Annotated in this window: 16 protein-coding genes and 1 pseudogene; 10 read left to right on the top strand and 7 right to left on the bottom strand. The window is 61.6% G+C overall.

Annotation, left to right across the window (positions count from 1 at the left end; all coding sequences use genetic code 11):
* Positions 1-9 precede the first annotated feature (9 nt).
* The 5 genes from etfA to AC07VV_RS08735 form a co-directional block, all read right to left on the bottom strand.
* Positions 10-1,230 (bottom strand): electron transfer flavoprotein subunit alpha, encoded by a 1,221-nt coding sequence (gene etfA, locus AC07VV_RS08715; RefSeq protein WP_495036016.1) that lies wholly within the window; start codon positions 1,228-1,230, stop codon positions 10-12.
* Positions 1,230-3,179: a dimethylglycine demethylation protein DgcB gene (gene dgcB, locus AC07VV_RS08720; protein ID WP_074692124.1), complete on the bottom strand. Its 1,950-nt coding sequence runs from the start codon at positions 3,177-3,179 to the stop codon at positions 1,230-1,232. Before dgcB ends, etfA begins: the two co-directional genes overlap by 1 nt.
* A gap of 174 nt (positions 3,180-3,353) precedes the next feature.
* Entirely contained in the window at positions 3,354-5,414 is a 2,061-nt protein-coding gene (dgcA, locus tag AC07VV_RS08725; protein WP_007959780.1) for a dimethylglycine demethylation protein DgcA, read from the bottom strand.
* Between the two features lie 15 nt (positions 5,415-5,429).
* Positions 5,430-5,960, bottom strand: coding sequence for a DUF5943 domain-containing protein (locus AC07VV_RS08730; protein ID WP_007959778.1), 531 nt, complete (start codon positions 5,958-5,960; stop codon positions 5,430-5,432).
* Between the two features lie 74 nt (positions 5,961-6,034).
* The gene (locus AC07VV_RS08735; RefSeq protein WP_007959776.1) at positions 6,035-7,012 is read right to left on the bottom strand and encodes a dipeptidase; all 978 of its coding nucleotides are present in this window, start codon (positions 7,010-7,012) and stop codon (positions 6,035-6,037) included.
* Positions 7,013-7,246: 234 nt separating this feature from the next.
* On the opposite strand from AC07VV_RS08735, the gene AC07VV_RS08740 reads away from it, so the two are divergent.
* Positions 7,247-7,648 (top strand): lysozyme inhibitor LprI family protein, encoded by a 402-nt coding sequence (locus tag AC07VV_RS08740; RefSeq protein WP_102619806.1) that lies wholly within the window; start codon positions 7,247-7,249, stop codon positions 7,646-7,648.
* A 39-nt stretch (positions 7,649-7,687) separates the two neighbouring features.
* Here the strand turns inward: AC07VV_RS08740 and AC07VV_RS08745 are convergent, their stop codons facing one another.
* The gene (locus AC07VV_RS08745; RefSeq protein WP_495036017.1) at positions 7,688-8,653 is read right to left on the bottom strand and encodes a tyrosinase family protein; all 966 of its coding nucleotides are present in this window, start codon (positions 8,651-8,653) and stop codon (positions 7,688-7,690) included.
* Positions 8,654-8,935: 282 nt separating this feature from the next.
* Here AC07VV_RS08745 and AC07VV_RS08750 point away from each other — a divergent pair.
* The 3 genes and pseudogenes from AC07VV_RS08750 (at position 8,936) to AC07VV_RS08760 (ending at position 9,939) form a co-directional block, all read left to right on the top strand.
* Positions 8,936-9,183 (top strand): annotated as a pseudogene (locus tag AC07VV_RS08750) (type II toxin-antitoxin system RelE family toxin).
* Positions 9,167-9,490, top strand: coding sequence for a helix-turn-helix domain-containing protein (locus AC07VV_RS08755; protein WP_085608908.1), 324 nt, complete (start codon positions 9,167-9,169; stop codon positions 9,488-9,490). The pseudogene AC07VV_RS08750 and the gene AC07VV_RS08755 overlap by 17 nt, the downstream one beginning before the upstream one ends.
* 32 nt (positions 9,491-9,522) lie before the next feature.
* Entirely contained in the window at positions 9,523-9,939 is a 417-nt protein-coding gene (locus AC07VV_RS08760) for a DUF3010 family protein (RefSeq protein WP_495036018.1), read from the top strand.
* 1 nt (position 9,940) lies between these two features.
* Here the strand turns inward: AC07VV_RS08760 and AC07VV_RS08765 are convergent, their stop codons facing one another.
* Positions 9,941-10,885: a GlxA family transcriptional regulator gene (locus AC07VV_RS08765; protein ID WP_085688589.1), complete on the bottom strand. Its 945-nt coding sequence runs from the start codon at positions 10,883-10,885 to the stop codon at positions 9,941-9,943.
* Positions 10,886-11,077: 192 nt separating this feature from the next.
* Here AC07VV_RS08765 and AC07VV_RS08770 point away from each other — a divergent pair, with 192 nt between their 5' ends.
* From AC07VV_RS08770 to AC07VV_RS08795, 6 genes are all read left to right on the top strand, one after another.
* On the top strand, positions 11,078-12,022 hold the full coding sequence (locus AC07VV_RS08770) for a choline ABC transporter substrate-binding protein (protein ID WP_096817760.1): 945 nt from the start codon (positions 11,078-11,080) through the stop codon (positions 12,020-12,022).
* Positions 12,023-12,097: 75 nt separating this feature from the next.
* A complete protein-coding gene (gene cdhC, locus AC07VV_RS08775; RefSeq protein ID WP_011336296.1) occupies positions 12,098-12,985 on the top strand; it encodes a 3-dehydrocarnitine:acetyl-CoA trimethylamine transferase CdhC in 888 nt (295 codons plus the stop codon).
* Between the two features lie 70 nt (positions 12,986-13,055).
* Positions 13,056-14,021 (top strand): L-carnitine dehydrogenase, encoded by a 966-nt coding sequence (locus AC07VV_RS08780; protein WP_011336297.1) that lies wholly within the window; start codon positions 13,056-13,058, stop codon positions 14,019-14,021.
* 57 nt (positions 14,022-14,078) lie between these two features.
* Positions 14,079-14,555: a thioesterase family protein gene (locus AC07VV_RS08785; protein WP_495036019.1), complete on the top strand. Its 477-nt coding sequence runs from the start codon at positions 14,079-14,081 to the stop codon at positions 14,553-14,555.
* Between the two features lie 24 nt (positions 14,556-14,579).
* The gene (locus AC07VV_RS08790) at positions 14,580-15,743 is read left to right on the top strand and encodes a gamma-butyrobetaine dioxygenase (protein ID WP_495036020.1); all 1,164 of its coding nucleotides are present in this window, start codon (positions 14,580-14,582) and stop codon (positions 15,741-15,743) included.
* Positions 15,744-16,016: 273 nt separating this feature from the next.
* The gene (locus AC07VV_RS08795; protein WP_096817966.1) at positions 16,017-16,277 is read left to right on the top strand and encodes a hypothetical protein; all 261 of its coding nucleotides are present in this window, start codon (positions 16,017-16,019) and stop codon (positions 16,275-16,277) included.

Genomic DNA, 16,277 nt, shown 5'->3' on the forward strand with positions numbered 1-16,277 from the left:
AACCGTTCCTTAAGCCGCATCGCGCTTGGCTTCGTTGCGGTAAGCCTCTACCGCCGCGATCAAGGCCTGAAGAATTTCCGCGCTTTCGCCGATCACCGACAGGTCGGCACGCTTGATCATGTCGCAGCCCGGATCGAGGTTGATCGCCACCACCTTGTCGCAGGCACCGATGCCTTGCAGGTGCTGGATCGCCCCGGAAATCCCCACGGCCACGTAAACCCGCGCCGTGACCCAGGTGCCGGACGCGCCGACCTGACGGTCGCGGGCCATGAAGCCGTCGTCCACCGCCACCCGCGAGGCGCCTTCGGTGGCGCCGAGAGCGGCGGCGGTCCTGTGGAAAAGATCCCAGTCCTTGACCCCGTTGCCACCGGAGAAGATGAACTCGGCTTCGGCCATCGGGATCGCCGACGGATCCACCGCTACGGCGCCCAGATCCTCGATCCGCGACAGGCTGCGCGCGACAGGTGTGGATAACTCCACCGGCAGCGCTTCGTGACGGGTTTCGCTGACCGGCTCGGCGCATTCGGCCGAAGCCAGAATCAAGCGCGCCACCGGACGGGCAAGATCCTGCAACCCGGCACCGGCGCGGCCGATGCACTCCTGATCCTTGACTTGCCAAACCCGTGTGGCCGGGCGTTCGCCCAGTGCGGCAGCAAAGCGCCGACCCAGTTCGCCGCCACCGCTGCGACTGTCCGGCAGCAGCCAGTGGCGCGGGTTGAACTGGTTATCCACAGCCCTCAGGCCCTGGACTCGTTGCTCCGGTGCATAACCGCTGAACTCTTCGCCTTCCAGCACCAGCAAGCGGTCAACGCCCGCCGTGGCGAAAGCGTTTTCCTTGTGCTCTCCGAATACCACCGCCAGCACCGCGCCGTCGCTGCCGGCCAGTTGATGCGCCAGGCCAAGCAAGTCACGGTCGTGACTGCTCAGGCGACCGCCAACCATGTCCGGCACCACGCTGATATAGAACGCCGGGGCCGGTACCTGATGCAGCGGCAATTGCACTTCCACCGCTGCCGAACGTTTGACCGCCCCACCCTGCTGGGCGCCGCTGCGGTCAATGCGCTTGATGCCGTTCGGCCCGATGAAGCCGATACCGTGCAGGTTCTTGCGGATGATCCCGTTGGGCCCCATCCAGCTGTGTTGCGCCGGTTGCATGGCTGCGTGCAGCGGATGCAGGCGGTTGCGTGCGATCCATTCGGCGCGGGGGTCACGGCGGATAATGTCGCTCATCAGTGGGCCTCCGCAGGTTCACGTTTGGCCGGGGTGGCAGGCTTGTTCGGCGCGGCGTCTTCGAGCAGCGCGTCGGCCACCAGTTCGGCGATGTCCTTGATCAGCGGACGCGGTTCGACCACGCCTTCGAGCATCGCCGTGCACTGTGGACAACCCACGGCCACCAGCTCGGCGCCGGTCTCTCGGATGTCTTCCATGCGCATGTCGGGGATCCGCTGCTTGCCCGGAATGTCGGTGATCGGCGCCCCGCCACCGCCGCCGCAGCAGCGCGAACGGAAGCCGGAACGTTGCATTTCCTTGATCTCGATGCCGAGCGCACGCAGCACTTCGCGCGGCGCCTCGTACTCGCCGTTGTAGCGGCCGAGGTAGCACGGATCGTGGTAGGTCACGCTGTTGCCTTTGTGCTGACCGAGGTTCAGCGCGCCGGCCTGGATGATTTCCGCCAGATAGGTGCTGTGGTGCTGGACGAGGTAGTTGCCGTCGAACGCGCCGTACTCGTTTTTCAGCACGTGGAAGCTGTGCGGATCGCAGGTGACGATGCGGTTGAAACTGTATTTGGCCAGGGTCTGGATATTGCGTTTGGCGAGCAACTGGAAGGTCGCTTCGTCGCCAAGACGTCGGGCCACGTCACCGCTGTCGCGTTCTTCCAGCCCGAGCACCGCGAAGTCGACCTTGGCCGCTTTCAGCACTTTGACGAAGGCACGCAAGGTGCGCTGGTTGCGCATGTCGAAGGCGCCGTCGCCGACCCAGAACAGCACGTCGGTGGACTTCTTCTCGCTGAGCAGGTTGAGGTTCAGGTCCGCCGCCCAGTTCATCCGGCCGCCCGGAGCAAAACCGCCAGGGTTGTCGGTGGCAATCAGGTTTTCCAGGACTTCGGCGCCCTTGTTCGGGGTCGCGCCTTTTTCCAGGGTCAGGTGCCGACGCATGTCGACGATGGCATCGACGTGCTCGATCATCATCGGGCACTCCTCGACGCAGGCGCGGCAGGTGGTGCACGACCACAGGGTTTCGGCATCGACCAGACCGTTGACGATCGGTTGATGCGGATTGCCCGAGTGTTCGCCGACCGGTTTGCCCGGATAAGGGCTGCCGGCGAACTTGGCATCGGTGCCGCCGGCGAGGCCGACCACCATGTCCTGAATCAGCTTTTTCGGGTTCAGCGGCTGGCCGGCGGCGAACGCCGGGCACGCCGCTTCACACTTGCCGCACTGCACGCAGGCGTCGAAACCGAGCAACTGGTTCCAGGTGAAATCCTTGGGTTTTTCCACACCCAGCGGTGCGGTCGGATCATTCAGGTCCAGCGGTTTCAAACCGGTGGAACGACCGCCGCCAAAACGTTCGGCGCGACGGTGCCAGGCCAGGTGCAAGGCACCGGCGAATGCGTGCTTCATCGGGCCGCCCCAGGTCATGCCGAAGAACAGTTCCGACACGCCCCACAACACACCGATGCCGAGAATCGCTGCCAGCACCCAGCCGCCGAAGTTTTCCGGCAGGATCCCGGCCACCGGCAAGGTCACCAGGAAAAACGACGCAGAGAACGCCAGCAGACTTTTCGGCAGGCGCATCCACGGGCCTTTCGACAGCCGCGACGGCGGGTTGAGCCGACGCCGATAAACGAAGATCGCCCCGACGAACATCACCGCCGTCATCAGCAGCAGCGCGTATCCAAGAATGCGGTTATGCAGGCCAAAACCGTGCACCAGAATCGCCAGCACGATCGACGCCACCGCACCGCCCGCCGTGGCGACGTGGGTGTTGGCGATGTATTTGTCCCGCGCCACCACGTGGTGCAGATCGACCATGTAACGCTTGGGCATGGCAAACAGGCCGCCGATCAGATCGACCTTCGAGGCCCGGCCCCGGCGCCACATGGCCACCCGCCGCAATGCACCCAGCACCGCAAGGGCCAGGGCTGCGAACAACAGGATTGGAAGAAGGGTGTTCAACATGGTGAAGCTCCCACCAGTACAGCCTGGAGAAACACGTGACGATCGTTCCCACGCTCTGCGTGGGAATGCCTCAATGGACGCTCTGCGTCCGCTTTGGGACGCGGAGCGTCCCGGGCTGCATTCCCACGCAGACGGTTCGACGCTTCGACGTGGGTACGATCAGTCCATCAGCGTTTAGAAATCCTTGCAGAGCCGCAGGGCGTCATAGATCGCAGCGTGGGTATTACGCTGCGCCACGCAGTCACCGATGCGGAACAGCAGGTAACCGTCGCCGTTGCTGCTCAACGAAGGTTGCGGCTGGATCGCGAACAGCGCCTCGACATCGATCTGGCCCTTGTTGCGCGAGCCGTCCTTGAGGGCGTAGTAGATTTCTTCGTCCGGGCGCACGCCGTTCTCGACAACCACCTGATCCACCACCCGCTCCTCTTTGGCGCCGGTGTATTCGTTCTCCAGCACCGCGACGAGTTTGTCGCCTTCGCGGTAGACCTTCTCCAGCATCATGTCGCCGGTCATGATCACTTCTTTCGGGTACATGCTGCGGTAGTAGGTCGGGAACGACGTACCGCCGATGGCCACGCCCGGCTTGATGTCGTCGGTGACGATCTCGACCTGGCTGCCCTTGTCAGCGAGGAAATCGGCAACCGACATCCCGGTGAACTCGCAAATGGTGTCGTAGACCAGCACGTTCTTGCCCGGCGCGACCTTGCCGTCGAGCACGTCCCAGCTGCTGACAACCAACCCTTCGGCGGCGCCCCAGTGTTCGTTCTGCTCCAGGTACGGATGCCCGCCGACGGCCAGCACCACGATGTCCGGACGCAGGTCCATGATGGTGTCGGCATCCGCTGCAGTGCCCAGACGCAGGTCGACTTTCAGCCGCGCCAGCTCCAGCTGGAACCAACGAGTGATACCGGCGATCTGGTCACGCTGCGGCGCTTTCGAGGCCGTAGTGATCTGGCCACCGATGAATTCCTTCTTCTCGAACAGGGTCACGTCGTGGCCACGTTCGGCTGCCACGCGAGCAGCTTCCATCCCCGCCGGGCCGGCACCGACGATTACCACCTTGCGTTTCGGCCCGGTGGATTTCTCGATGATGTGCGGCACGCCCATGTATTCACGGGAGGTCGCGGCGTTCTGGATGCACAGTACGTCCAGACCTTGGTACTGGCGGTCGATGCAGTAGTTGGCGCCGACACACTGTTTGATCTGGTCGATCTGACCCATCTTGATCTTGGCGATCAGGTGCGGGTCGGCGATGTGGGCGCGAGTCATGCCGACCATGTCGACGTAACCGCCCTCCAGAATCCGCGTGGCCTGGTTCGGGTCCTTGATGTTCTGCGCGTGCAGCACCGGAACCTTGACCACTTCCTTGATCCCGGCCGCCAGGTGCAGGAACGGCTCCGGCGGGTAACTCATGTTCGGAATCACGTTGGCCAGGGTGTTGTGGGTGTCGCACCCCGAGCCGACGACGCCGATGAAATCGAGCATGCCGGTGTCGTCGTAATACTTGGCGATCTGCTTCATGTCTTCGTGGGACAGGCCGTCCGGGTGGAACTCGTCACCGCAGATACGCATGCCGACGCAGAAATCGTCACCGACTTCGGCACGTACGGCTTTCAGGACTTCCAGACCGAACTTCATCCGGCCCTCGAAAGTGCCGCCCCATTCGTCGGTACGCTTGTTGACGCGAGGGCTCCAGAACTGGTCGATCATGTGCTGGTGCACGGCCGACAGTTCGACGCCGTCCAGACCACCGGCCTTGGCACGGCGCGCGGCTTGCGCGTAGTTGCCGATCACCCGCCAGATTTCTTCCGGCTCGATGGTCTTGCAGGTGGCGCGGTGCACCGGTTCACGGATGCCCGACGGCGACATCAGGGTCGGCCAGTGGAAACCGTCCCAACGGGAGCGACGGCCCATGTGGGTAATCTGGATCATGATCTTGGCGCCATGCTTGTGCATGGCGTCGGCGAGATTCTGGAAGTGCGGGATGATCCGGTCGGTGGACAGGTTCACCGAACTCCACCATTGCTGCGGGCTGTCGATCGCCACCACGGACGAACCGCCACAGATCGCCAGGCCGATGCCGCCCTTGGCTTTCTCTTCGTAATACTTGACGTACCGTTCGGTGGTCATGCCGCCGTCGGTCGCGTAGACCTCGGCGTGCGCGGTGCTGAGCACGCGGTTGCGGATGGTCAGTTTGCCGATCTGGATCGGCTGGAACATTGCTTCGAAAGCCATGGCGGGTTCCTCGACTTACAACGGCTTGACGGTGAACAGGCCGTCGTCGTGGCCTTCTTCGGAGCCACCGTAGACTTGTTCGGCCACGGTGCGGATCTTGCTGCCACGAGCGGCGAGGATCTGATCCATCGCGCCGGCAAACCAGCCGGTGAACATGTAGTCGACCTTGCGTCCGACCTTGCCGTAGACGTAGACGAACGCCGAGTGTTCGAGCTTGACGCTGCAGGTGCCTTTATCGAGGTCGATATCCTGGATCTTGAACAGGCCCCAGCCGCGCTGCGACAGGCGCTTCATGTAGTGCTCGAACACCGCGACGCCCTCCAGACCGTGGCATTCGGCTTCTTTTTCACACCAGTGCCAGGCGGATTTGTAGCCGGCCTTGTAGAGGATTTCGGCGTAGGCGTCGGCGCCCAGCACTTCCTCGATGCCCATGTGGTTGTTGACGAAGAAATGGCGCGGCACATACAGCATCGGCAGGGCGTCGGAGGTCCAGACACCGGTCTCGCTGTCGACTTCGATTGGCAATTGCGGGGCGATCTTGGCCATGGAAACTTAACTCCAGAAAAATTTGGGTGTTGCCCCCGGCGCGGACGGCCGGGGGAAAGTATTCGGGAAGCGGCTTACTCGCCCCAGACGTCTTTCAAGACGTTGACCCAGTTCTCGCCCATGATCTTGCGCACGACTCGCTCGGAGTGGCCGCGCTTGAGCAGGGTTTCGGTCAGGTTCGGGAACTCGCCGACGGTGCGGATGCCCAGCGGGTTGATGATCTTGCCGAAGTTGGTCAGACGGCGGGCGTAGCCCTTGTCGTGGGTCAGGTATTCGAAGAAGTCCTGACCGTGACCCTGGGTGAAGTCGGTGCCGATGCCGATGGCGTCTTCGCCCACGATGTTCATGGTGTATTCGATCGCTTCGGCGTAGTCGTCAATGGTCGAGTCGATGCCCTTGGCCAGGAACGGCGCGAACATGGTCACGCCGACAAAACCGCCGTGGTCGGCGATGAACTTCAGTTCTTCATCGGACTTGTTGCGCGGGTGCTCCTTGAGCCCCGACGGCAGGCAGTGGGAATAGCAGACCGGTTTTTTCGATTCGAGGATGACTTCCTCGGAGGTCTTGGAGCCGACGTGGGACAGGTCGCACATGACGCCGACGCGGTTCATCTCGGCGACGATTTCGCGACCGAAGCCCGACAGGCCGCCGTCACGCTCGTAGCAACCGGTGCCCACCAGGTTCTGGGTGTTGTAGCACATCTGCACGATGCCGACGCCAAGCTGCTTGAACACCTCGACATAGCCGATCTGGTCTTCAAAGGCGTGGGCGTTCTGGAAGCCGAAGAGGATGCCGGTCTTGCCCTGCTCCTTGGCCTTGCGGATGTCGGCGGTGGTGCGGACGGGGATCACCAGGTCGCTGTTTTCGCGGATCAGCTTCTGGCTGGCGGCGATGTTGTTGACCGTGGCCTGAAAGCCCTCCCACACCGACACGGTGCAGTTGGCCGCCGTCAGACCGCCCTTGCGCATGTCTTCGAACAGCTCGCGGTTCCATTTGGCAATGATCAGACCGTCGATAACGATGCTGTCGGCGTGTAATTCGGCTGGGCTCATCAGGCGTCCCCTTATTGGCGATTCATGCGCCGAATCGTCTGCCGGCGCTTTGGGGCCAGCATATGCCTCGGTGCGCGACCAGCCGGGTGCAAAAACGACAGGGGAATTGCCGAAAGCGTCAATCCGCGACAAAGGGTCGCCAACCGGTCCGACCAGCCACCTGTTCAAGCCCGCGAGCTTGAGCCAGAATCTGCCGCATCTCGGAAACACCACTGGATTAGAGCGGCGACATCAATGAAATCGATCTTCCTGGCCCTGGCACTGATTGCGACCGGCGTACACGCCGCCGAAGAGTCCGACAACAACCCGTGCGACGCGGTGGAAAACGACGTCCAGACCCTGGAATGCTCGACCTACAGCCGCACCACCGCCGAAGACCTGCTCCAGGACAACTTCAAAAGCCTGAACGAGCGCATGCAATCGACCTACGGCAAGAACCCGGCGCAACTGGCCGACATCACCGCCAAACTCAAGACCGCCCAGCAACAATGGCTGAAAACCCGCGACGCCGACTGCGCCGTCGAAGCCTTCCCGGCGACGGACGGCAGCAAGGCGTTCAAGATTGCGCAGAACGATTGCGTGGCGCGGATGAGTGACGAGCGGTCGGAGTTTTTGGAGTCGATCGGGCAGGAGTGAGGAGTGTTCCTGCACGAGCCGTGCAGGAACGTTGACGCGTCATGACGCCATGAAGGGCGACTTGAATGGACTCTTCTGCAACGGCTGGATGGGGGCATATTCATAACCCAATACGCGGATATCCATGACGTCTCCGATGGTTCTCGTCCATGGCGCGAGCGCGTCATCAAAGTTATGACCGGGCGGCCCACCACGGATCGGCGTGTAATGCGGAGCCCATTGCGGATTGTCCAGAGCCATCTGTGCCTGCCAACTCGCCCAGATCCGGTCGATATTGCAGTGGTGCAGAAAGAACACCGGATCTTCAGGGGAGGTCATGGCCAACATATTGCCCCCTATCCACAGATGGACGCGGTTGTGCAGCTGCGAACCCGGGGTGGTGACTTGAGGATCACCTCGTTGCGTGATCCACCCCTCCAGTCGATTGCGAAATCCCCTGGTATATGGACCGGAATCGTAAGGCGGCGTGTCATATAACCACTCTCGCATCGCCATGCCCACGTCTGCCGACGTCGGAAGCGAGGTCACAAGAACGCCGAACTGACGTTTGAGACCAGGTTCCGTCTCACCGTTTTCCGGATAGGCCGGAACCGGCCAGTTTCCGTACTGGTGAGCAAAAGGCCCGGTCTGTACTCGGTCATGATCACCTTGGCTGCCATTCCCGCCCATCCATTGATCCGTCCAGACAGGTGAGTTTGTCGGATCCGACGCATCTTCAGTCCAGTCCCAATATGGCAGAGTCACTTGAGGATCAATCGCGCGCAAATCCGTCTCGAACTGCATCAGCATTTCTCGATGCCATGGCAGAAATGCCGGGCCAAGGTGGGCTCCGTTTCGATACTCAGGATCTTGCGGTTCCCAAGGATGCACAGTGGGTTTCATCACTCGGTGATGCCAGTGCACATATTTGTCGTACCCCCCATTACGCTTGAGGGCGAGCAGACAGTTGATGAACGCTGCCCGCTCGACGGCCGTATGCGAGCGAATGTTTTTCCTGACGATCATTGTGCGACTCCTTTGCCGGAACAGTCGTTCTTGGGTTCAGAGCCGGTGATGGCCCTCGCATCAATCTTCGAGGCAATATCGATTAGGATCTACTGTCAGAAATAACAGGTCGCCCCCGGTTTCAGATGAACGGTATTTACCTCTGTGTAATTCATGGATGATAGCTAAGCCCGAAATTTTCCCCGCCATGCACCCTGCAACATTCGGTCGAACGTTGTTTATTGGCCACCTGAAAAATATAAGCAAAGATTCGCAAATCTTATAAAAGACTTATATTCTGCCGTGAACAGCATCCACTGGACTCGAAAGGCCGTTAAGCAACTCCTGAAATTGTATTCCGTTCATCAGTGTCAGGTCAGAGACGCCATCACGGTGCTCTCTGACATGCCTGATGTGGGCAATGTGAAAGCACTGGTTGGTCATGACTACGCGTATCGACTGGAAATTACCGAGTCATGTTCGACTGGGATGGCGCGATCAAAGTGGTCAGTATTCAAGAGGTAAAAAAACGCGATGAACGCACTTACTGACATCCAAATCATCAATGACTCCGAGGGCAAGCCCGCTTTCGTGGTCATTCCCTACGCACAGTATGTCGCGCAGAAAATGGAGCCTGACCTGATCCCCCATGAGGTGGTCAGTCGCATTGTCGACGGGGCAACTCCGATCAGGGCCTGGCGCGAACATCTCAACCTGACCCAAGAAGAAGTGGCTCGGCGCATGGGCATTTCGCAGCCTGCCTTTGCCCAGCAGGAAACCGTTGCAAAGCCGCGCAAGGCCACTCGCGAGAAGATTGCAGCGGCGTTTGGCATCACCGCCAACCAGCTTGAGCTGTAAGCTGCACCTCTTCAGCCAATCAAGGGATTCACATGAATATCTGCGGTATCGAAATCAAAGGCAGTGAAGCGATCATCGCCGTGGCGTCCCTCAACGGTTCGGTGCTGAGCCATGTCGCTCTGAGCACCAAGAAAATCGCCCTGGACGATGACGACGAGGCGGCCAACGTCAAAGTATTTGCCGCGCAAGTAGCGTCGTTCGTGCGGGAAAACTCGATTGATCGCATCGCGATCAAGAAGCGCAGCAAGAAGGGCGAGTTTGCCGGTGGGCCGACCACGTTCAAGATCGAGGGCGTGTTTCAGTTGCTCGATGGTTGTGAGGTGACGCTGCTGTCGCCTCAGACGATCAATGCCCAGGCCAAGAAGCACAACTTTGAGCTACCGGGGTCGCTGAACAAGTATCAGCATGAAGCCTATAAAGCGGCCTGCTCGGCTTTACTGAAGAAGTAACTCAAGCCTGAGCGGTACGCCGATCCTCGCGCGGACACCGGGCAAACTTCGCCCGGTAGCTGCGAGTGAAATACGACGGTGATTCGAACCCGCAGGCGATGCTGACTTCCAGCACGCTCATATCGGTCTGGCGCAACAGCTGCCGGGCTTTCTCCAGCCGCAAGCGCAGGTAGAAATTGCTCGGCGTGTCGTTCAGGTGCAGGCGGAACAGGCGCTCCAGTTGCCGCCGCGTCACCTTGATCGATTCCGCCAGTTCCAGGGTGGTCAGCGGCGGTTCGCTGTGCTGTTCCATCTCGCCGATCACATGCACCAGTTTCTTGTTGCTGATGCCGTAACGCGTCGCGACTTCCATGCGCTGGTGGTCTTTGCGCGGACGAATCCTTCCCAATACAAACTGCTCGCTGACCTGGATCGCCAGTTGCGGGCCGTGGGCCTGGGCGATCAGGTCGAGCATCAGGTCGATGGATGCGGTGCCGCCAGCGGACGTGATGCGCCGACGGTCGATCTCGAACAGCTCCTGGGTGACGCTGAGCTGTGGATAAGATTCCTTGAAGGCATCGATGGCCTCCCAGTGCAGGGTCAGGCGATGGCCGTCGAGCAGGCCGGCCTCGGCGAGGACGAAACTGCCAGTGTCGATGGCGCCGAGGGTCACGCCTTCGTTGTCCAGCCGTCGCAGCCAGTGCTCCAGCGCCGGGGTGGCGAATTTCAGCGGTTCGAACCCGGCGACCACCAGCAACGTCGCACCTTTCTTCAGCGGTTCCAATGCCGCGTCGGCGTTGACCGACATCCCGTTGCTCGCCAACACCGCCCCGCCATCGGCGCTCAAGACGTGCCAGCGATACAGCTCGCCGCGAAAGCGGTTGGCCACCCGCAGCGGTTCGATCGCAGAGATGAAACCGATGGCGGAAAAACCCGGCATCAACAGAAAGTAGAAATCCTGGGACATGGCGCGCACTCGGTCAGCGGGTAGCGTGCAACGTTGATACGCCAGTTGCCGGCGGCATTCAAGAGCACAGGTCGCTGCAGTGCAAGAGCTGGTCGCCGCAGTGCGTTTTCAGCGGTGCGCAGCTGCGTAACTTGGCATCACCGACACGAAAGATGTCGGAACCCACAATAACGACCTGCCGAGGAACCCGACATGAAACGACTGATCAGCAGCTGTGTTCTCGCACTCAGCGGTACCGCGTTTTTAAGCGCCAGTGTCATGGCGGCCGAACCTGCCGCGTGCCAGAACGTGCGCATGGGCGTCGTGAACTGGACCGACGTGATCGCCACCAGCGCCATGACCCAGGTTCTGCTCGACGGCCTCGGCTACAGCACCAAACAAACCAGCGCCTCCCAGCAAATCATCTTCGCCGGGATCCGCGACCAGCGTCTGGACCTGTTCCTCGGCTACTGGAACCCGCTGATGACCCAGACCATCACCCCGTTCGTCGACGCCAATCAGGTCAAAGTCCTCCAGGCCCCGAGCCTCAAGGATGCCCGCGCCACCCTCGCCGTACCGACCTATCTGGCGGACAAGGGTCTGAAAACCTTCGCTGACATCGCCAAGTTCGAGAAAGAACTGGGCGGCAAGATCTACGGCATCGAGCCAGGCTCGGGCGCCAACACCCAGATCAAGGCGATGATCGCCAAGAACCAGTTCGGCCTCGGCAAATTCCAGCTCGTAGAATCGAGCGAAGCGGGCATGCTCGCCGCCGTCGATCGCGCCGTGCGCCGCAAGGAAGCCGTGGTGTTCTTCGGCTGGGCGCCACACCCGATGAACGTCAACGTGAAGATGACTTATCTGACCGGCAGCGACGACGCCCTCGGCCCGAACGAAGGCATGGCCACCGTGTGGACCGTCACCGCGCCGAAATACGCCGAACAATGCCCGAACGTCGGTCGCCTGCTGAGCAACCTGACGTTCACCGCCGAAGACGAGAGCCGGATGATGCAGCCGCTGCTCGATCACAAGGACGCTTTCGAATCGGCCAAGCAATGGCTCAAGGATCACCCGCAGGACAAACAGCGCTGGCTCGAAGGCGTGACCACTTTCGATGGCAAACCGGCGGCTGAAAACCTCCAGCTCACCAGTAAATAAACCGCAACGAACGAACCACTTCGCAGCCCGCCACGGGCTGCGAACAGACCCATCACGCCTGAAGGAAAACGCACCATGAACCACGACGTCATCATCACCTGCGCACTCACCGGTGCTGGCGACACGACCGCCAAGAGCCCTCACGTGCCGGTCACTCCGAAACAGATCGCCGCAGCCGCGGTGGAAGCGGCCAAGGCCGGTGCCACCGTCGTGCATTGCCATGTCCGCGACCCGCAGACCGGCAAGTTCAGCCGTGACGTGGCGCTGTACCGCGAAGTCATGGAGCGCATCCGCGAAGCCGACGTCGACATCATCGTCAACCTCACCGCCGGCATGGGCGGCGACCTGGAAATCGGCCCGGGCGAGAACCCGATGGAGTTCGGCCCGAACACCGATCTGGTCGGCCCGCTGACCCGCCTGGCCCACGTCGAGGAGCTGCTGCCGGAAATCTGCACGCTGGATTGCGGCACCCTGAACTTCGGCGACGGCGACACCATTTACGTCTCCACCCCAGCCCAGCTGCGTGCTGGCGCCAAGCGCATCACCGAGCTGGGCGTGAAGGCGGAGCTTGAGATTTTCGACACCGGTCACCTGTGGTTCGCCAAACAGATGATCAAGGAAGGTCTGCTCGACAACCCGCTGTTCCAGCTGTGCCTGGGCATCCCGTGGGGCGCGCCGGCCGACACCACCACCATGAAAGCCATGGTCGACAACCTGCCGGCCGACGCGGTGTGGGCGGGTTTCGGCATCGGCCGGATGCAGATGCCGATGGCCGCACAAGCGGTGCTGCTCGGCGGCAACGTGCGGGTCGGTCTGGAAGACAACCTGTGGCTGGACAAAGGCGTGCTCGCGACCAACGGCCAACTGGTCGAACGCGCCAGCGAAATCCTCAGCCGTCTCGGCGCCCGCGTACTGACCCCGGCTGAAGGTCGCAAGAAAATGGGCCTGACCCAGCGCGGCTGAAGCCACCCTTTCCCCCGGTGGGCGGGCAATTGGCGCCCACCGTTTTTTTGCCTCATTCCAGGAAGTGACCATGAGCTTTATCACCGAAATCAAAACCTTCGCAGCACTGGGCAGCGGCGTCATCGGCAGCGGCTGGGTCGCCCGCGCCCTCGCCCATGGCCTCGACGTGGTGGCCTGGGACCCGGCGCCGGGTGCCGAAGCGGCGCTGCGCAAACGCGTGGCCAATGCCTGGGGCGCGCTGGAGAAAAACGGTCTGGCGCCGGGCGCCTCGCAGGACCGCCTGCGCTTTGTGGCGACCATTGAAGAATGCGTACGCGATGCGGATTTCATCCAGGAAAGCGCCCCGGAACGCCTCGAACTGAAACTGGATCTGCACAGCAAGATCAGCGCGGCGGCCAAGCCCAATGCCCTGATCGGCTCCAGTACCTCGGGCCTGTTGCCGAGCGAGTTCTACGAGAGCTCGACCCACCCGGAACGTTGCGTGGTCGGTCACCCGTTTAACCCGGTTTACCTGCTGCCATTGGTGGAAGTGGTCGGCGGCAAGAACACCGCGCCGGAAGCCGTGCAGGCCGCGATGAAAGTCTACGAATCCCTCGGCATGCGCCCGCTGCATGTACGCAAGGAAGTGCCGGGCTTCATCGCCGACCGCCTGCTCGAAGCGCTGTGGCGCGAGGCGCTGCACCTGGTCAACGACGGGGTGGCAACCACGGGAGAAATCGATGATGCGATCCGCTTTGGCGCCGGTCTGCGCTGGTCGTTCATGGGTACGTTTTTGACTTACACCCTGGCCGGGGGCGATGCCGGCATGCGTCACTTCATGTCGCAGTTCGGCCCGGCGTTGCAGTTGCCGTGGACGTACTTGCCGGCACCGGAACTGACGGACAAGTTGATCGACGACGTGGTGGATGGCACCAGCGATCAACTGGGGCGGCACAGTATTTCGGCGCTGGAGCGCTATCGTGATGATTGCTTGCTGGCGGTGCTTGAGGCGGTGAAGACCACCAAAGAGAAGCACGGGATGAGTTTCAGCGAGTGATGTGTTGATTGATCGTACCCACGCAAAGCGTGGGTACGAACGTGCCTGGAGATAAGTATGCCCACCCTCACCACCTACCAAACCAGAATCATCCCCGACTGGGTCGATTACAACGGCCACCTGCGCGACGCCTTCTATCTGCTGATCTTCAGCTACGCCACCGACGCCCTGATGGACCGCCTCGGTATGGACAGCAACAACCGCGAGGCCAGCGGCAACTCATTGTTCACCCTCGAACTGCACCTCAACTATCTGCACGAAGTGAAGCTCGATGCCGAGGTCGAAGTGCGCACGCAAATCATCGGTCACGACCAGAAACGCCTGCACCTCTATCACAGCCTGCACCTGGCCGGCGGTGACAAGGAACTGGCCGGCAACGAACAGATGCTGCTGCACGTCGACCTCGCCGGGCCGCGTTCGGCTCCGTTTACCCCGGACACCCTGAGCCGCCTGCAAGCCATTGTCGCCGAGCAGACCGACCTGCCCGCCCCGGCTTACATCGGCCGGGTCATCGCATTGCCGCCAGCCCGGTAAATCCATCCATCGCAAGGAGCCGCCATGCAAACCGCCGCCGCAGTTGCCGATTTCCGTACTTATCCGTTGATCAGCGCGCTGAACGGCGTGCAGAACCTGGCGGATCGCGTCCTGATCGAATGGGCCGACGGGCGCGTCAGCCCGTTCCACCATGTGTGGCTGCGGGACAACTGCCCGTGTCCGCACTGCGTCTACAGCGTTACCCGCGAGCAAGTGTTCGAGATCGTCGATGCGGCGCAGGATCTGTCACCCTCCGCCGCCCATATCGACACCGATGGCTGCCTGCGCATCAACTGGCAGGACGGTCACCTCAGCCGCTTTGATGCCGGATGGCTGCGGGCCCACGCCTATGACGACGAGTCCCGCGCCGAACGCCTGGCCGCCAAACCAAAAGCCTTTCTCTGGCGCAGCGACTTGCAGTTGCCGGTGTTCGACTATTCAGCGCTGATGAACGACAACGCCGCGCTGCTGCAATGGTTGCTGGCAGTGCGCGACATCGGCCTGACCCAGGTGCGCGGCGTGCCCGTCGAACCCGGCTCGCTGAAGCTGATCGCCCAGCGCATTTCGTTCATCCGCGAGAGCAATTTCGGCGTGCTGTTCAACGTGCAATCCAAGGCCGATGCCGACAGCAATGCCTACACCGCTTTCAACCTGCCGTTGCACACCGACCTGCCGACTCGCGAGCTGCAACCGGGGCTGCAATTTCTGCATTGTCTGGTGAACGACGCCGAGGGTGGCGAGAGTATTTTTGTCGACGGTTTTGCGATTGCCGAAGCCTTGCGTCAGGAAGATCCCGCGTCGTTCAAGGCGCTGTGCGAGATCCCGGTGGAGTTTCGCAACAAGGATCGCCACAGCGACTATCGCTGCCTCGCCCCGATCATCGCCCTGGATGCGTTGAGCCGGGTTGCGGAAATCCGCATGGCCAACTTTCTGCGTGGCGCGTTCGACACGTCCGTCGAGCAAATGCCCCTGCTGTATCGCGCGTATCGACGCTTCATCGCCATGACCCGCGAGCCGCGCTTCCGGCTGATGCAGCGGCTCAATCCGGGCGAGTTGTGGTGCTTCGACAACCGCCGCACCCTGCACGCGCGCAATGCGTTCGACCCGACCACAGGGGCCCGACACTTTCAGGGCTGCTACATCGATCGGGATGAGTTGTTGTCGCGGATTCTGGTGTTGCAGCGCTAGACCGCGTCATCGTTATTCGCAGACAAAAAAAGCCCCGATACAAGCCGTGACAGGATCGGGGCGAGGGTACTGTTGAGGAGCTGCCATGCCGAGGGTGACCAAACCGTCGTGAAGCGAGCCGGGTCCAGTGTGCCCACTCCCCGACACGGCAAGTTAGCCGAAAACGACATGCTCATAGCCAATGTGGACACTGCGACAAATCGCCCTTGCCGTGCCTGGGCAGGCCTACCAGAATCGAGCCACGACCTCCGTTGCCGAAGAAGGATTCGCGTCATGATGTATGCCGATTTGATCGATCAGGAAGACCTGTTGGGCCAGCTCAAGTCGTTGGGATTCGAAGTACCGTCGGGCTCGTCTGCCCAGCAGGCCTGCGAGTGCGCCGTGCGGGGCCTGGACGATGTGCGGGCCAACACGCTGCGCACCATGGTCAAGCAGATGTACACCAGCAGCGCCAGCATTCAACCCACCGTGCGCGAAGCCATCGACAAGCAGTTGCTGCCGGCCCTGGCGCAGTATCAGCAAACCCGCGCCTGA

This window comes from Pseudomonas sp. GW821-FHT02C04 (genome assembly GCF_059421845.1).

What these genes read in the sequence shown, in the direction of transcription:
- cdhC (WP_011336296.1), top strand. Translation starts at nt 12,098, where the DNA reads ATGAACCACGACGTCATCATCACCTGCGCACTCACCGGTGCTGGCGAC.
- AC07VV_RS08780 (WP_011336297.1), top strand. Translation starts at nt 13,056, where the DNA reads ATGAGCTTTATCACCGAAATCAAAACCTTCGCAGCACTGGGCAGCGGC.
- AC07VV_RS08795 (WP_096817966.1), top strand. Translation starts at nt 16,017, where the DNA reads ATGATGTATGCCGATTTGATCGATCAGGAAGACCTGTTGGGCCAGCTC.
- AC07VV_RS08755 (WP_085608908.1), top strand. Translation starts at nt 9,167, where the DNA reads ATGAACGCACTTACTGACATCCAAATCATCAATGACTCCGAGGGCAAG.
- AC07VV_RS08785 (WP_495036019.1), top strand. Translation starts at nt 14,079, where the DNA reads ATGCCCACCCTCACCACCTACCAAACCAGAATCATCCCCGACTGGGTC.
- AC07VV_RS08765 (WP_085688589.1), bottom strand. Translation starts at nt 10,885, where the DNA reads ATGTCCCAGGATTTCTACTTTCTGTTGATGCCGGGTTTTTCCGCCATC.
- dgcA (WP_007959780.1), bottom strand. Translation starts at nt 5,414, where the DNA reads ATGGCTTTCGAAGCAATGTTCCAGCCGATCCAGATCGGCAAACTGACC.
- AC07VV_RS08760 (WP_495036018.1), top strand. Translation starts at nt 9,523, where the DNA reads ATGAATATCTGCGGTATCGAAATCAAAGGCAGTGAAGCGATCATCGCC.
- AC07VV_RS08790 (WP_495036020.1), top strand. Translation starts at nt 14,580, where the DNA reads ATGCAAACCGCCGCCGCAGTTGCCGATTTCCGTACTTATCCGTTGATC.
- dgcB (WP_074692124.1), bottom strand. Translation starts at nt 3,179, where the DNA reads ATGTTGAACACCCTTCTTCCAATCCTGTTGTTCGCAGCCCTGGCCCTT.
- AC07VV_RS08740 (WP_102619806.1), top strand. Translation starts at nt 7,247, where the DNA reads ATGAAATCGATCTTCCTGGCCCTGGCACTGATTGCGACCGGCGTACAC.
- etfA (WP_495036016.1), bottom strand. Translation starts at nt 1,230, where the DNA reads ATGAGCGACATTATCCGCCGTGACCCCCGCGCCGAATGGATCGCACGC.
- AC07VV_RS08745 (WP_495036017.1), bottom strand. Translation starts at nt 8,653, where the DNA reads ATGATCGTCAGGAAAAACATTCGCTCGCATACGGCCGTCGAGCGGGCA.
- AC07VV_RS08735 (WP_007959776.1), bottom strand. Translation starts at nt 7,012, where the DNA reads ATGAGCCCAGCCGAATTACACGCCGACAGCATCGTTATCGACGGTCTG.
- AC07VV_RS08730 (WP_007959778.1), bottom strand. Translation starts at nt 5,960, where the DNA reads ATGGCCAAGATCGCCCCGCAATTGCCAATCGAAGTCGACAGCGAGACC.
- AC07VV_RS08770 (WP_096817760.1), top strand. Translation starts at nt 11,078, where the DNA reads ATGAAACGACTGATCAGCAGCTGTGTTCTCGCACTCAGCGGTACCGCG.